The organism is Mesorhizobium sp. NPDC059054, assembly GCF_042739215.1.
GTDB lineage: Bacteria > Pseudomonadota > Alphaproteobacteria > Rhizobiales > Rhizobiaceae > Mesorhizobium.
This window is the reverse complement of the sequence record NZ_JBHYHV010000009.1, coordinates 41,521-56,665: the sequence shown is the minus strand read 5'-3', so window position 1 is coordinate 56,665 and position 15,145 is coordinate 41,521. Positions and strand designations below refer to the sequence as shown.

Annotated in this window: 13 protein-coding genes; 9 read left to right on the top strand and 4 right to left on the bottom strand. The window is 61.5% G+C overall.

Features of this window, described 5'->3' with window-relative positions; translation table 11 throughout:
• Positions 1-156: 156 nt before the first annotated feature.
• Complete coding sequence (locus tag ACFWXH_RS29470) at positions 157-1,689, bottom strand: sigma-54-dependent transcriptional regulator (RefSeq protein ID WP_379124997.1); 1,533 nt, start codon at positions 1,687-1,689, stop codon at positions 157-159.
• Positions 1,690-1,820: 131 nt separating this feature from the next.
• Here ACFWXH_RS29470 and ACFWXH_RS29465 point away from each other — a divergent pair, with 131 nt between their 5' ends.
• From ACFWXH_RS29465 to ACFWXH_RS29435, 7 genes are all read left to right on the top strand, one after another.
• Complete coding sequence (locus ACFWXH_RS29465; RefSeq protein WP_379124996.1) at positions 1,821-3,656, top strand: M3 family oligoendopeptidase; 1,836 nt, start codon at positions 1,821-1,823, stop codon at positions 3,654-3,656.
• 163 nt (positions 3,657-3,819) lie between these two features.
• The gene (locus tag ACFWXH_RS29460) at positions 3,820-4,974 is read left to right on the top strand and encodes an aminodeoxychorismate synthase component I (protein ID WP_379124995.1); all 1,155 of its coding nucleotides are present in this window, start codon (positions 3,820-3,822) and stop codon (positions 4,972-4,974) included.
• Positions 4,923-5,591 (top strand): aminotransferase class IV family protein, encoded by a 669-nt coding sequence (locus tag ACFWXH_RS29455; RefSeq protein WP_379124993.1) that lies wholly within the window; start codon positions 4,923-4,925, stop codon positions 5,589-5,591. Before ACFWXH_RS29460 ends, ACFWXH_RS29455 begins: the two co-directional genes overlap by 52 nt.
• Before the next feature lie 68 nt (positions 5,592-5,659).
• On the top strand, positions 5,660-7,000 hold the full coding sequence (locus ACFWXH_RS29450; RefSeq protein WP_379124992.1) for a peptidase S41: 1,341 nt from the start codon (positions 5,660-5,662) through the stop codon (positions 6,998-7,000).
• A gap of 88 nt (positions 7,001-7,088) precedes the next feature.
• Positions 7,089-7,373, top strand: a complete 285-nt coding sequence (locus tag ACFWXH_RS29445; RefSeq protein ID WP_379124991.1) for a YciI family protein — start codon at positions 7,089-7,091, stop codon at positions 7,371-7,373.
• Entirely contained in the window at positions 7,373-8,284 is a 912-nt protein-coding gene (locus ACFWXH_RS29440; protein ID WP_379124990.1) for a DUF3445 domain-containing protein, read from the top strand. The genes ACFWXH_RS29445 and ACFWXH_RS29440 overlap by 1 nt, the downstream gene beginning before the upstream one ends.
• A gap of 141 nt (positions 8,285-8,425) precedes the next feature.
• Positions 8,426-9,871, top strand: a complete 1,446-nt coding sequence (locus ACFWXH_RS29435) for a homospermidine synthase (RefSeq protein WP_379124989.1) — start codon at positions 8,426-8,428, stop codon at positions 9,869-9,871.
• 77 nt (positions 9,872-9,948) lie between these two features.
• Here the strand turns inward: ACFWXH_RS29435 and ACFWXH_RS29430 are convergent, their stop codons facing one another.
• From ACFWXH_RS29430 to ACFWXH_RS29420, 3 genes are all read right to left on the bottom strand, one after another.
• Positions 9,949-10,236, bottom strand: coding sequence for a PTS sugar transporter subunit IIB (locus tag ACFWXH_RS29430; protein WP_379124988.1), 288 nt, complete (start codon positions 10,234-10,236; stop codon positions 9,949-9,951).
• An 11-nt stretch (positions 10,237-10,247) separates the two neighbouring features.
• Complete coding sequence (locus ACFWXH_RS29425; RefSeq protein ID WP_379124987.1) at positions 10,248-10,709, bottom strand: PTS sugar transporter subunit IIA; 462 nt, start codon at positions 10,707-10,709, stop codon at positions 10,248-10,250.
• Between the two features lie 92 nt (positions 10,710-10,801).
• A complete protein-coding gene (locus ACFWXH_RS29420) occupies positions 10,802-12,196 on the bottom strand; it encodes a PTS galactitol transporter subunit IIC (protein ID WP_379124986.1) in 1,395 nt (464 codons plus the stop codon).
• 250 nt (positions 12,197-12,446) lie between these two features.
• Here ACFWXH_RS29420 and ACFWXH_RS29415 point away from each other — a divergent pair, with 250 nt between their 5' ends.
• Positions 12,447-12,824: a hypothetical protein gene (locus tag ACFWXH_RS29415; protein WP_379124985.1), complete on the top strand. Its 378-nt coding sequence runs from the start codon at positions 12,447-12,449 to the stop codon at positions 12,822-12,824.
• Between the two features lie 281 nt (positions 12,825-13,105).
• The gene (locus tag ACFWXH_RS29410; protein ID WP_379124984.1) at positions 13,106-15,094 is read left to right on the top strand and encodes a 5'-nucleotidase C-terminal domain-containing protein; all 1,989 of its coding nucleotides are present in this window, start codon (positions 13,106-13,108) and stop codon (positions 15,092-15,094) included.
• Positions 15,095-15,145: the final 51 nt, after the last annotated feature.

The following is a 15,145-nucleotide window of genomic DNA, read 5'->3' as shown; positions in this document are numbered from 1 at the left end:
GATTCACATCCGATAATCGATCCTAATGGTTAATTGACGCTTATTGAAGCTGAAATGCGGTGACACCATGGCGATATCCCGCCCAAAATGCAGCTCCTCAGCTCGTGGTAAACCACTGGTTTATACCAGGAAACTCACCCAAGGCTTGCGCGGGATTCAGGAAGCCATTTTTTCCGCGCGCCCGGTTTCCGGGTCTATGCCGTACTCTTTGAGCTTTCTGTACAGCGTAGAACGCCCGATGCCAAGCCGTCTGGCCACCTCGCTCATCTGGCCGTTGTAGTGATCGATGGCGAGTCTGATCATCTCCAATTCGACCTCGGCAAGTGAGCGGACATTCCCGCGCTCGTCCAGCGCAGTCAGCGTACCGAGCCTTGGTTCTATCCTCGGCAAGCGGTTGGCAGCCACCTCCGCGGCAATTGGTCTCTCCGGGGATCGCTCCGGCTCGATGGCGACCTCGCCCGGCAGTTCGAGCACGACAGACGGCGCCTCCAGTACCACCGTGCCTTCCACCTGAGCGCGGATTTGTGGAAACTCTTCGGGCGTCAGCACCTCACCCTCGGCGAGCACCGACGCCCGATAGATGGCATTTTCCAGCTGGCGGATATTGCCGGGCCAGTCATAAGCCTGAAGCATGGCCAGTGCGGCGTCCGAAATCGACAGACGCCGGCGCGGGCCAACCGGCGATACCTTGTCCATGAAATGTCGGACGAGAAAGGGAACGTCCTCCTTGCGGTGACGCAAAGGCGGAACCAGGATCGGGAAGACATTGAGGCGATAGAATAGATCCTCACGGAAACGGCTGTCCTTCACCTGCTGCAGCAGATCGCGATGCGTGGCCGAGATCAGGCGGATATCGACCTTGACCGTGGAGCGGGCGCCGACTGGATCGACTTCACCTTCCTGCACCGCACGCAGGAGTTTCACCTGCACGTCGAGGGGCAGGTCGCCGATTTCGTCCAGGAACAGCGTGCCGGTATGGGCTTCCACGAACTTGCCGGTGTGCTTTTCGGTGGCGCCGGTGAAGGAGCCCTTCTCATGGCCGAACAGGATCGATTCGACCAGATTGTCTGGAATGGCGCCGCAATTGACGGTGACGAACGGTTTCGTCCTGCGGTCACTGCTGCCCTGTATGGCCCGGGCCACCATTTCCTTACCGACACCGGACTCACCTTCGATCAGGATCGGGATCGAAGACGCCGCTGCCTTCTGACCAAGCCGGATTACCCGCTCCATCGAAGAACTGCGCGTGGCGAGATCCTTGAAAGTAAGCGTTTGGCCAAGACGACGCGACGAGCGCTTCACCGCGACCTCGACTTCTTCCACCTTGAGCGCACTTGTGATCGCCGCATTCAGACGCTCTGGCGAGGCTGGCTTGACGACGAAATCGAAGGCGCCATGACGCATTGCCTTCACCACGGTTTCGATGCCGCCCTGGGCGGTCTGCACGATGACAGGGATACGGATGTCGCGTTCGCGCATCGCCTGCAGGACGGCGATACCGTCCATGCCCGGCATGGCGAGGTCGAGCACTACCACCGAAACCTCGCGTGCATCGGGTCCGTCCATCACGGCCAGGCCCGTCTCGCCGTTTTCGGCGGTGAGCGCCGAATGGCCGAAACGGCCCACCGCTGCCTCCACCAGCCTGCGCTGAACCGGATCGTCGTCGACGATGAGGATGGAACCTGTCATGAGTGTCGCGAATTCGCCTCTGCCCTATGGATCATCTTGGCACAGGGTTCTAAATAAGCTTTCAAAAAAGCCGGTGAATGAATTGCTTAGAAGTTGACCGGCTTCGCGCCACATTTCCGGAAGGTGTTGGAATGCATACTTTTTTCGGCCGGCTGCATGCACCGGCTCAATCCGGTCGCAAGGCGCTGGAACTCGGCAACCTGCCCGAGTGGAACCTCGCCGACCTCTATCCCGGTATGGATGCCCCGGAACTGAAGCGCGACATCGAGAAGGCCGGTGCCGATGCCGCCGCCTTCGAGAGCCGCTGGAAGGGCACGCTGGCGGCAGAGGCCGCGCGCGGTGCCGAGGGCAAACTCGGCGAAGCACTGAAGGCCTATGAAGCGCTGGAAGAACTGGTCGGCAAGATCGTCTCCTATGCCGGCCTGGTCTATGCCGGCGACACTTCCGACCCGCAGCGCGCCAAGCTTTATGGCGACGTGCAGGAAAAGATGACGGATGCTTCCTCGCATCTGCTCTTCTTCGGTCTGGAATTGAACCTCGTCGAGGACAAGGCCATCGAGCTGGCGCTCGATACCGATCCTGGCTTTGGCCACTACCGGCCGTGGGTGCTGGATTTGAGGAAAGACAAGCCTTTCCAGCTGGAAGATCGTATCGAGCAGTTGTTCCATGAAAAGTCGGTCACCGGGCGCGGCGCCTGGAACCGTCTGTTCGACGAGACGATGACGGAACTGCGCTTCGACATCGACGGCGAAAAGCTTACGCTGGAACCGACCCTGAACCGGCTGCAGGACGCCGACGGAGCGGTACGCCGACAGGCTTCGGAGGCATTGGCTGCCACCTTCGCCAAGAACCTGCGCACCTTCACGCTGATCACCAACACACTCGCCAAGGACAAGGAAATCTCCGACCGCTGGCGCGGCTTCGAGGACATCGCAGACTCCCGCCATCTCGCCAACCGCGTCGAACGCAGCGTCGTGGATGCGCTGGCAAGCGCCGTTCGGGACGCCTACCCGCGCCTGTCGCACCGCTATTATCGCATGAAGGCACGCTGGCTCGGCATGGACGAGATGAACCACTGGGACCGCAACGCGCCGCTGCCAGAAACACCACAAGCGACCATATCGTGGGACGAAGCCCGGAACACCGTACTGTCAGCCTACCAGCGCTTCTCGCCGGAGATGGCCGACATCGCGCGCCGCTTCTTCGACCGCAACTGGATCGATGCCCCCGTCAGGCCCGGCAAGTCGCCCGGCGCCTTTGCTCATCCCACCGTGCCGTCTGCCCACCCCTATGTGCTGCTGAATTACATGGGCAAACCGCGCGACGTGATGACGCTCGCGCACGAGCTCGGCCATGGCGTGCACCAGGTGCTGGCTGGTGGCCAGGGCGCGCTGATGGCCTCCACGCCACTGACCTTGGCCGAGACAGCTTCGGTCTTCGGCGAGATGCTGACCTTCCGTTCGCTGCTCGACAGGACCGAGGACCGTCGCGAGCGCAAGGCCATGCTCGCCCAGAAGGTCGAGGACATGATCAACACGGTCGTGCGCCAGATCGCTTTCTACGAATTCGAGCGCAAGGTGCATACCGAGCGCAAGAACGGCGAACTGACCTCCGATCAGCTCGGCAAGTTCTGGCTGGAAGTGCAGGCCGAAAGCCTCGGCCCCGCGATCAAGCTGCGCGAAGGCTACGAAACCTTCTGGACCTACATCCCGCACTTCATTCATTCGCCGTTCTATGTCTATGCCTACGCCTTCGGCGACTGCCTGGTGAACTCGCTCTACGCCGTATACCAGAACGCGGAGCGCGGCTTTCAGGAGAAGTATTTCGACATGCTGCGTGCCGGTGGCACCAAGCATCATTCAGAACTCCTGAAACCCTTTGGGCTGGATGCCAGCGACCCGGCCTTCTGGCAGATCGGGCTTGGCGTCATCTCCAATCTGATCGACGAACTGGAAGCGCTGGACTAGAGCCTTTCCGCTTTTTCTCCGAAAAGCGGAAAGGCTCCAGCTCTTGGTTTTTACGCAATTCCGGACGGAAAACCGCTACACACTTTTCCTGGAATTGCTCTAAGGCGCCTTGCGTTCAGCCTCTCGGGGGATACCGCCCGAAAGACCAAGCGGGGTGGGGGTATTGGAAAAATTGACAGCGTCCCGTTTCGCTCTCTTCCGCGACGACCCGGCCGGCCGCGACGTGCTGTTCGAGGAGCCGGCGGCCCTGATCGTTGCCGACAGGCCCCAGGATTTCGAGCCCGCGCTGGAGCAGGCCGAGTCGGCACGCCGGGACGGCAAATGGCTGGCCGGCTATTTTTCCTACGAGGCCGGCTATCTGCTCGAACCAAAGCTGAAGCCGCTGCTGCCCGAAGGCCGGCGGGCGCCGCTGATGGCGCTTGGTGTTTTCGATAAGCCATCCGACCGCACCCTGCCCTCGGCCCAGCCCGCCACCAATGGGCCGATTTTCGACGCTACGGCGCAATGGTCCTATGCGGACTATGAAAAGCGCTTTGCCCGCCTGCATCGCCATTTGCGCAAGGGCGATTGCTACCAGGGCAACCTCACCTTCCCCATCAACGCGCATTGGTCGGGCGATCCGCTTGCCGCTTTCAACGCGCTGACAGCCCGCCAGCCAGTGAAATATGGCGCGCTCGTCTCGCTGGCAGGCCCCACTATACTCTCGCGCTCGCCGGAGCTGTTCTTCCATGTCGACACGGACGACTGGATCGAAACACATCCGATGAAGGGCACCGCACCGCGCGGCAAGACACCGGAAGAGGACGCCGCGCTCAAAGACTTCCTGCGCAACGACGAGAAAAACCAGGCTGAAAACCGCATGATCGTCGACCTGCTTCGCAACGACATCTCGCTGATTTCGGAGGTTGGCACGCTCGACGTGCCCGATCTCTTCCGCATCGAAAGCTATCCGACCGTGCATCAGATGGTCTCGACGGTACGTGCCAGGCTGCTGCCGGATCTTACCATCCGAAGCATTTTTGCCGCCCTGTTCCCTTGCGGTTCGATCACCGGCGCGCCGAAGATCCGCGCCATGGAGATCCTGCGCGAGTTGGAAGAAACGCCACGCGATGCCTATTGTGGTGCGATCGGCTGGATCGCGCCCAATGGCACGATGCGCTTTTCGGTCGCCATCCGAACCATCTCGCTCTTCGCCAATGGCGAGGCCGTCTACAATGTCGGCGGCGGCGTGGTGTTCGATTCCACGGCGGAGGAGGAGTATGAGGAGTGTCTGCTGAAAGCCCGCTTCGCGACGGGATCGCTCCCGGCTTCACGCTGATCGAAACGCTGCGCTGGGAGCCTGAAACCGGCTTCATGCGCCTGGAGCAGCACCTTGCGCGATTGGCCGCCTCGGCTACGACACTCGGCTTGCGCCACGACCCGGTAGCAGCGCGTGCTGCCCTCGAAGGTACAGTCGAAGGTGCGGCAGGGCCGCAACGCGTGCGCCTGACGCTTGCGGCTGACGGTGCGGTCGAAGTGACGACCCAGCCTTTCCAACCCCTGCCGGACGGCATTGCCTGGATCTTGTGCCTGGCACGGACCCGGCTCTCCTCGCAAGACGCACTGCTGCGCCATAAAACAAGCCGCCGCGATGCCTATCAGGCTGCCCGCGCGGAATACACCACCGCCGACGCCGACGAGGTCCTGCTCGCCAATGAGCGTGGCGAAATCTGCGAAGGCACCATCACCAACCTGTTCGTGGACACCGGCAATGGCGGCCCCTTGCTGACCCCGGCACTGATGTGCGGCCTGCTGCCAGGCATATTGCGTGGCGAATTTCTGGATCAAGGCAGAGCGCGCGAGGCGGTTCTAACCTTGGACGATCTGATTGCTGCGAAGCAGCTTTACGTTGGAAATTCGCTGCGCGGACTGATCGCGGCAAAACTGGGCCGATAGCCTGCACGCCGACGAGAGGAGTACCAATGCCGATATGGCCGTCGGGTCCATCACGAGTGTCTCACGCTATGGCCATCGTGCTTTCCATGGCAATGGCACTCGCCCTGCCCTTGCCGACGCGAGCAGAGCAGAACGTCAGATTGACACCCGACCAGATGCGCGAGGACCTTGTCGTGTTACGCGATACATGGTTGCCGCGGGACAAAAGCTTCGACGACGCAAAGAAGCGCGATTTCGACCGTGTCATTGAAGCAGCCTTCGCCAACGCAGACACCATGTCGGAAGCAGATTTCGCCCTTGCGATCCAAAAGGCAGCCGCGACATCAGGCAACGGCCATACAACAGCGGCGATCGGCGCGTTGTTGCGCGCCCTGCCCATTCGCGCCTGGTGGTTCGCTGATGGTCTTTATGTCGTCAGTACCGATGAAGCTCACAGGGATCTGCTCGGCGCCCGGATTGAAAAGTTCGGTGCATTGTCCAGCGCAGAGGCGCTGGTGCGCGTTACACCGTTCATTTCCGGCACCGGCACGCGCGTGCGCTACCTCAGTGCGGCTTTCCTCACCAGCCCCGACGTGCTCAAGGCAATCGGCGTCAGTTTCGGCGACAGCGTCACGCTGACCGTTTCAAAGGACGACAGGACAAGTGAGGCGACGCTCGCGCCGGCAGCGAGCCGTGCCCCTGGCGACGAGGGACAACCGACCAAGCGCGTCTATTCGATCCTGGTGCCGGCCGCGCAAGACAGCCCGAACCGCTGGCCGCACGTCCTGGACACCGTAGACACACATTCACCGGCTTACGCTGCCCGTGCCGACGTCGAGCAACATTGGCTCGCCTCCGACCAGCAGGTGCTCTACATCCGCAGCAATTCGATCAACAGCCTGGACGACAGATCGCTCCAACTGAAGCTAGGCGATGTCATTGCGAATTCCGTGGTGGCAAAACGTCCCCGCGCCGTCATCGTCGATCTGCGCTTCAACAATGGTGGCGACCTCTTCAACACCATTCTCTTTTCCCAGGCCTTGCCGAAACTCGTGCCAAGCGACGGTCGGGTCATGGTCCTGGTTGGCCGCGCGACGTTTTCGGCAGCCCTCGTCACCGCCGCGATGCTGAAGGGCGCGTCGCAAGGCAACGTCGTCCTCATTGGCGAGCCGATGGGCGACGAGGGTCGCTTCTGGGCCGAAGGCGACGACATCACACTTCCGAATTCCGGTATCAAGGTACACTACAGCGATGCCTTCGAGGATTACGAGAACGGCTGCCTCGATCCGGAGAAATGCTACTGGCCGACAGTCGCTTTCGGTCCGCGCGGCATCTCGCTGAAACCCGACATCCTGATCGACTCGACGTTCGCCGATTATGCAGCAGGCCGTGACCCAGTGCTCGAAAAAGCGCTTGATCTGGCCAAATAAACACGCCCGGGTCACTTGCGCACCCTGCGACGGCTCGCCGAAACCGTTTGCTGCGACCGCTTGAACTCGACCGCTGACTGGAGAAGACATGTTCGTCGTCAACCTCACCTACAAAGTGCCGCTTGCTGAGATCGATCGGTTGCGCGATGCGCATATGGAATGGGTAAAGGCAGGCTATGCAGACGGCGTCTTCATCGCCTCCGGCGCCAAACGTCCGCGCACCGGCGGCGTCATCCTCGCCCGCGGCACGCGCGAGGCACTCGATGCACGATTGGCAGAGGATCCGTTCACCAAAGCTGATGTTGCCGATTACGACGTGATCGACTTCGCCGCGACGAGCGCTGCCATCGGATTGGAAATGCTGAAAGACTGATGACCGTGCAACGCCCTGTGCCTCCCCATACGCCTTACGACGGCTCGTCGAAGCCATTTGCGATTGGCCTGAAGCCGCTGGAGCTCGACCGCTGGCTGGAAGTCGACGGGTATTTCGGTGCTCAATTGGCCGAAAAGCATCGCCTTTATGCTGAGTTGCCCGACAAGATCTTCGTCGAAGAGACCGATACGCGTGACGCACAACGCGAAGTGCTTGAACTCGTCGAAACGCATATGGGCCAGTACCATGCGCCGGCGCTGGCCGAAGCACAGGCACGAGGTACCACCGGCCCAGCTTTGCTGGCTGATGCCCCGCTGATGACCGCCTCGCTGATGGTGCAGGACGATCTCATCCTGATGCGCCGAAGCGACGACGGCTGGCGCCTCGCCGCCGGTTCGCTCTGCTTTCCTTCCTCGTGGTCGCTGACGGAGAAGTTCGGCAAGCCGCTACACCATATCCACGACCCCGTTCCGGGGTTCGGCACCGGCACGCGGCCGGCTGACATCATCAGCCGTATGTTCGACAATCTGCAGGGCCAGGCGGTGGAGCGCTTCAACTGGTCGGTTCAGGCCAATGATGCACTCTATCATCCCCTGTCGGACCGCCAGCGTATCTCCCGCTCCGCGGAACGGCAGTCGAATTTCCCGGATGGGGACATCAACGCGCACGCCTTCATCCGGGTCGAGCGACAAACGTTGCGCAAGCTGCCTGTCTCACGCGACATCCTCTTCACCATCCGTATCTATCTCGACCCGCTGGCAGTGCTCGCCCGCCATCCCGACCGTGGGCGTATCGCCGCAGGCTTCGCCCGGCAGCTTGGCGAACTGGACGATGCGCAGCTCGACTACAAGGGCCTGACTGCGGACCGCGACCGGCTTGTGGCCTATCTTAATGGCCTCGCCGAAGGTTGATGGCGGCGATCCCTGTCGTTAACGCCAGCAACCGGATTCGCTTTATTGTGACAAGCATGTATGGTTTAGCAGTTGCAGCCGGGCGCATCCGCGTCCGGCTTTTCTGTGAGGACACACGACAAAGAAGGAGTGCCGCAAAAAATGGCGAATGAAAAATGGCCCGTCTACGGTGAGATTACCGGCCCGATCGTGATGATCGGCTTCGGTTCGATCGGCCGTGGCTCGCTTCCGCTCATCGAGCGCCATTTCAAATTCGACAAGTCTCGCATGGTGATCATCGATCCCAGCGAGGAGAACCGCAAATTGGCGGACGAACGCGGCATCACCTTCATCAAAGAGGCCATCACCAAGGACAACTACAAGGACGTGCTGACCCCGCTGCTCACCAATGGCGGCGGACAGGGTTTTTGCGTCAATCTGTCGGTCGACACCGGCTCTGTCGACCTCATGCGGCTCACCCGCAAACTCGGTGCGCTTTATGTCGATACGGTCGTCGAGCCCTGGCTCGGTTTCTATTTCGACACCGAAGCCAGTAACGCCTCACGCACCAACTATGCGCTGCGCGAGAGCCTTTTGGCGGAAAAGCGCAAGCATCCGGGCGGCCCAACCGCCGTCTCGACCTGCGGCGCCAATCCCGGCATGGTCTCCTGGTTCGTCAAGCAGGCGCTGGTCGATCTCGCCAAGGAGCTTGGCCTCGAGTTCGAAACGCCCGAACAGCATGACCGCGAAGGCTGGGCCAAGCTGATGAAGAAGGTGGGCGTCAAGGGCGTGCATATCGCCGAGCGTGACACCCAGCGCACCAAGAAGCCGAAGCCGCTGAACGTGTTCTGGAACACATGGTCGGTCGAGGGCTTCATTTCAGAAGGGTTGCAGCCGGCCGAGCTCGGCTGGGGCACCCATGAGAAGTGGATCCCCAAGAACGCCAAGAAGCACAAGAAGGGCTCGAAGGCAGCGATCTATCTGGAGCAGCCGGGCGCCAACACCCGCGTGCGCACCTGGGTACCGACCCCTGGCCCGCAATACGGCTTCCTGGTCACCCATAACGAGGCGATCTCGATCTCCGACTTCTTCACCGTGCGCGACAAGCATGGCGAAGTGACCTATCGCCCGACCTGCCACTACGCCTACCATCCGAGCAACGACGCGGTGCTGTCGCTGCACGAGATGTTCGGCGCGGCCGGCAAGGCGCAGCCGGTGCATCACGTGCTGGAGGAAAACGAACTGGTGGACGGTTCCGATGAACTCGGCGTGCTGCTCTACGGCCACAAGAAGAACGCCTACTGGTACGGCTCGCAGCTGACGCTGGAGGAAGCCCGCAAGCTTGCTCCGCACCAGAACGCTACCGGCCTGCAGGTGACGTCGGCAGTGCTTGCCGGCATGGTCTGGGCGCTCGAGAATCCGGAAGCCGGCATCGTCGAGACCGACGAAATGGACTTCAACCGCTGCCTGGAAGTGCAGAAACCCTATCTCGGCCCGGTCAAAGGATATTACACCGACTGGACGCCCCTGGACGGCCGGCCTGGCCTGTTCAAGGAAGACATCGACGAGAAGGATCCCTGGCAGTTCCGCAACATCCTGGTGCGCTGACAGGTTGCATCCGCAAATAAGAAGGGCGCCAATTGGCGCTCTTCTTCATTCTGTGGGCCGTAACGGCCACCGGCGGATTACTTGCGCAATTCCGCTTCGATATCGTCCAGCGCCTTGTCCTTGCCGATGCCGGTGAGGAAAGCCAGCCCCTTGATGATAGGCACCGTCACCGAAGCCGAGATCGGCGTGGTCGAGACGATCAGGTCGACGCCGTCGGCCATGCTGGCGACTTCAGTCGCCTTGCACTGCAGGGCATTGAAGGTCAGCCCGCGTGCCTTCATGGCTTCCGTCACCGTGGCGTTGACCGCCGTGGACGTGGCGACGCCGGTGCCGCAGGCGAAAAGAATGGTCTTCTGTTTGGCCATGTCGAGTTCCTTTAGCTCAAGACTGCTCTGACGTCCTCCACGCTCGCAGCCTTTTTCAGGCTCGCCAACGCTTCGGGGCTCTGGATGGTGCCCATGATCTCCTGCAGCATTTCTATCTGCTTGTCCTTGTCGTTGATGGCAAGCAGGAAGACGATGCCTACCGAAACCGCCTCATCCGGCTCTTCCATGTTGGCGAAGTCGACCGGCTTCGACAGCACCGCCAGCCCGACACCTGCCTTGTTGACATGGATAGGGTCCGTATGGGGCACGGCAACGTTTTCGGCGAGCCCGAGCGGCAAGCCGGTCGGCATCGTCTGCTCGCGCTTCACCACGGCATCCGCATAGCTCGGCTTGACATAACCCAGGACTTCCAGCCGCGATGCCAGCTGGCGGATCACCGCCTCGCTGCTGTCGACGTTCACGCCAAGCAGGATCGCTTCAGGGTCGATATGGTCGATCAAGGCTTGCGCCATGCTTTGTTCTCCAGGCTTGGGGCCGGAGGCGATCACCGCCACCGGCCCCATGTTTCATTTCAGGTGGACGGCAACGCCATCCGATCCGGGCTTCAGGCAGCTTCGTCCTCAGCGCCGGCGGCCCGTTCCCAGGCCAGCGTGTTGCGGCGGTAGAGCACGAAGGCTCCCGCAATCACCAGCGCCAGCACGGCAAGCCCGGCAACGCCAAGACCCTGGATCGCCTCGATGATCACGTAAGGGATCCACAGGAAGCCGTCGACCACCGAAGTGATCTGCACCGCGTGCTCGGGCATCTTGAAGCCCGAGGCGATGGCAGCACTGGTGAACAGCGGCGCCAGCGCGTTGGCGACATAGAAGCCGACGGCCAGCGTGATGGTGCCCACCACGACCATGCGGAACACGTTGCCCTTGAGCAGCGGGGCGGTCATCGCCACGATGAAGGGGATGACCGCGAGATCCGCGAACAGGATGACGCGGTTGCCTGGCAGGATCACGGACAGGATGATGGCAATCGGCACCAGGATCAGCGAGGAGGAGATCGCGGCCGGATGACCGATCAGGATCGCCGAGTCGAGACCGACCAGGAGCTCACGATCTCCGGTACGCTTGCGCACGAATTCCTGCGCGGCATCGGACACCGGCAGCAGCCCTTCCATCAGCACCTTCACCATGCGCGGCAGAAGCAGCATGACAGCGGCGAGCGTCATGCCGGTTGAAAGCACTTTCGACAGCACCGTGCCGAAATCGCCGGCGTTGTAATAGGCGATCAGGCCGAGCACGAGACCGATGATCAGACCGAGCACCACCGGCTCACCGAACACGCCAAAGCGCTTTTCGATCGTCTCGGTGCTGATGTTGATCTTGTTGATGCCCGGGATGCGGTCCATCACCCAATTGAGCACGATGGCGATCGGCAGGATCTGGGCGGATGCCAGATGCGGCACCGAGACGCCTGGAATGCCGTAGAACTGCTGCACCGCGCGCGCCGACCAGTCAGCGAACAGCAGCGCCAGAGCCGCCACGAGAGCCGCAACAATCAGGCCGTAGGCGAGGCTGTTGGTGGCGGCCGTGGCCAGCGAACCGACGAAGGCGAAGTGCCAGAAATTCCAGACGTCGACATTGAGCGTGCGCGTGAGGCGCAAGAGCAAGAGCGCCACGTTGACGGCGATTCCGATCGGGATCACCCAGAGACCGACGGACGAACCGAAGGCGATGGCTGCGGCAGACGGCCAGCCGACATCGACGATATCGCGCTGTATGCCGGTGTTGGTCACGATGGCCTTGGCCACGTCGCCGATCGAGGTGAGCATCAGGCCGAGCACCAGATTGATACCGATGAAGGCCACGCCGATAGTCACGGCAGCACGAAATGCCCTGCCCACCTTGGCGCCGAGCACCACCGCAATGATGAAAATGACGATGGGCAACAGAACCGTCGCGCCAAGCGTATCCACGGCCGATTTCAGGCCGGTCAAAAAGGTGTCCATTTTTCCTCCCCAGGACGCCCGGTTGTTTCCGGCACGCCACCTCAAGAACATTTGTGTTCTTCGGTATACGAAAGTTGCAGCCTTTCAAGAGGCTGTCAATCGACTCCCCCCGACAAAGCAGTGGACCGTGAGGTCCCACCACACTGTTGCCGGCACGCCACGCTACATCCATCGCATGCTTATGCGAGCCTTGTTTTCATCCTCAATTCGGGCGATGGAAGAGGCGCGGACCGAGGAGAGGTTTTACGATATGATCACAGCGCGCAAACTTATTTCGGCCAGCCTTGCCGTAGCCGCGACTGCAGCACTGGCTGCCTGCCAGACCGGCGGTCCCGGTGAGCCGCCGCCCTCAGCCTCCCCGAAAGGCGTGGAAGGCTCCTGGATCGATGCGCAGGGGACCGGGCTTTCGACCATTTCGGCCGGCAAGTTCCAGACAGTTGCCACCGACACTGGCCAGAAGCTCGCCGACGGCAGCTACCGCATGACCAGCCAGACTTCGATCGAGATCAACGGCACGTCGCTGATCCGCCAGTCGCCGATCGCCTTCAATTGCCTGCTCGTCTCGATCAACCAGCTCAACTGCACAAGCCAGGCGGGCCAGAACTTCGTGCTGACGCGCCGGAGCTGACCAAAACAGCCGCGGTCGCGGCCAGGCCAGTCCTATTCCCATTTCCAAAACGGCCGCATCCAGGCGATGCGGCCATTTCCGTTCGCGCAACACGTTCGCCGGCAAAGACTTGCCCCTGAATCCGCTTGCAACGACCCAGTCGCAATGGGAACATGCCCTCTGAGGGCATGTAAAACTCCAGTCAAGCAGAGCGTCTACAACGCCAGGACAGGTATCGGCATCGCTCCCGGGATCGATAGGGTCCCTGGCTCAGGCGAGGCATCACGAACGGGAGAGCAGGAATGAAGAAGATCGCTGTCATCACGGCACTTTCGATCTCGGCACTCGGCATGAGCACAGGCATGTCCTTTGCCGACTACACGCTGAACATCCTGCATATCAACGATTGGCATAGCCGCATCGAAAGCAACAACAAGTACGAATCCACCTGTTCAGCCGAGGAAGAGATCAAGGGCGAGTGCTTCGGCGGCGCAGCACGTCTCGTCACGGCGATTGCCGCCGAACGCAAGAAGCTGGAAGGCCAGAACGTGCTGCTGCTCAACGGCGGCGACAACTTCCAGGGCTCGCTCTTCTATACGACCTACAAGGGCAAGACCGAGGCCGAGTTCCTGAACCAGATGAAGTTCGACGCCATGACCGTCGGCAACCATGAATTCGACGATGGCGAGGACGCGCTGGCGCCTTTCCTCGACGTCATCAAGTTCCCGGTACTTTCGGCCAATGTGAAGGCAAGTGCTGCCGCCAAGGTCGGCGACCGCATCAAGCCGTCCGTGGTCATCGAACTCGGCGGACAGAAGATCGGCATCGTCGGCGCCGTCACCAACGACACGCCCGAACTCGCCACGCCCGGTCCGAACATCACCATCGAGGACGATATCAAGACCATCACCGCAGAGGTGGAGAAGCTGAAGGGCCAAGGTGTCAACAAGATCATCGCGCTGACCCATGTCGGCTATCCGCGCGACAAGGAGATGATCGCCAAGATCCCTGGCGTTGACGTCGTGGTGGGCGGGCATTCGCACTCGCTGCTGTCGAACACCGATCCGAAGGCCGAAGGCCCTTACCCGACAATGGTCGACAATCCGGACGGCTATAAGGTGCCGGTGACGCAGGCAGCCTCCTATTCCAAGCTGCTCGGCGAGTTCAAGGTGGTGTTCGACGACAATGGCGTGGTCAAGGAAGCCAGCGGCAACCCGATTCCGCTCGACAAGTCGGTGACCCCCGACCCGCAGGTGCTCGCCCGCATCAAGGAACTCGGCGCGCCGATCGAGGAATTGAAGGCCAAGCAGGTCGGCGAGACCACCGCCGCCGTCGACGGCAGCCGCGAAAGCTGCCGGACACGCGAATGCACCATGGGCAATCTCGTTTCCGACGCCGTGCTCGACCGCGTGAAGGATCAGGGCGTACAGATCGCGTTCACCAATGGCGGTGGCCTGCGCGCCTCCATCGACCAGGGCAAGGTCTCGATGGGAGAAGTGCTGACGGTGCTTCCGTTCCAGAACACCATTGCCACCTTCCAGCTCTCGGGCGCGGATGTGAAGGCCGCGCTGGAGAATGGCGCCAGTCAACTGGAGGAAGGCGGCGGCCGCTTCGCCCAGGTCGCCGGCTTGAAATACTCTTTCGACCGGACAGCGCCCGCTCAAAGCCGCATCAGATCGGTCGAGGTGATGGAAAACGGCAATTGGGTGCCGCTGGATCCGAACAAGGATTATCTCGTCGCCGCCAACAACTACACCCGCCAGGGTGGCGACGGCTATAAAGTATTCGCCGACAAGGGCAAGAATGCCTACGACTACGGTCCGGGGCTTGAGCAGACCGTGGCCGATTATCTGGGCGCTCACAATCCCTACTCGCCGAAGCTCGACGGCCGGATCATTGACGTGAACGCCGCTGCGCAACCAGCCGAAACGGCACAGACCGGCAACGGCACTGCGGCTCCTGCCGAAGCTACGCCGGCTGTGCCGGCGCCGCCTGCGGAATCCAACGACATCGCCAATACTCCGCCTGCGGTCGATGCCCCGGCGGCAAAACCAGGCGACGCCGCCCCAACGGAAACCGCCAAGCCGGTAGAGACTGCAAATCCCGCCGAAACCCCGGCATCGATCCAGGCCGGAAGCACTCACACCATCGCCAAGGGCGACACCTATTGGGATATCGCTGTCAAAGCTTATGGCGACGGCGCCAAATGGCGGCGCATCGCCCGCGCCAATCCCGGCCAGGAGGTGCACCGGCTCCTGGTGGGAACGGAACTGAAGATACCGGCGAAGTGAGTAGCGCTGTTACCTTCTCCCATGGAGAGGCAGATGCTCCCGGGTGCGGCC

Bases quoted from the DNA above. Each gene is read 5' to 3' on its own strand.
- ACFWXH_RS29415 (WP_379124985.1), top strand. From the start codon at position 12,447: ATGATCACAGCGCGCAAACTTATTTCGGCCAGCCTTGCCGTAGCCGCG.
- ACFWXH_RS29420 (WP_379124986.1), bottom strand. From the start codon at position 12,196: ATGGACACCTTTTTGACCGGCCTGAAATCGGCCGTGGATACGCTTGGC.
- ACFWXH_RS29430 (WP_379124988.1), bottom strand. From the start codon at position 10,236: ATGGCCAAACAGAAGACCATTCTTTTCGCCTGCGGCACCGGCGTCGCC.
- ACFWXH_RS29410 (WP_379124984.1), top strand. From the start codon at position 13,106: ATGAAGAAGATCGCTGTCATCACGGCACTTTCGATCTCGGCACTCGGC.
- ACFWXH_RS29425 (WP_379124987.1), bottom strand. From the start codon at position 10,709: ATGGCGCAAGCCTTGATCGACCATATCGACCCTGAAGCGATCCTGCTT.
- ACFWXH_RS29470 (WP_379124997.1), bottom strand. From the start codon at position 1,689: ATGACAGGTTCCATCCTCATCGTCGACGACGATCCGGTTCAGCGCAGG.
- ACFWXH_RS29440 (WP_379124990.1), top strand. From the start codon at position 7,373: ATGACCGTGCAACGCCCTGTGCCTCCCCATACGCCTTACGACGGCTCG.
- ACFWXH_RS29465 (WP_379124996.1), top strand. From the start codon at position 1,821: ATGCATACTTTTTTCGGCCGGCTGCATGCACCGGCTCAATCCGGTCGC.
- ACFWXH_RS29435 (WP_379124989.1), top strand. From the start codon at position 8,426: ATGGCGAATGAAAAATGGCCCGTCTACGGTGAGATTACCGGCCCGATC.
- ACFWXH_RS29445 (WP_379124991.1), top strand. From the start codon at position 7,089: ATGTTCGTCGTCAACCTCACCTACAAAGTGCCGCTTGCTGAGATCGAT.
- ACFWXH_RS29450 (WP_379124992.1), top strand. From the start codon at position 5,660: ATGGCCATCGTGCTTTCCATGGCAATGGCACTCGCCCTGCCCTTGCCG.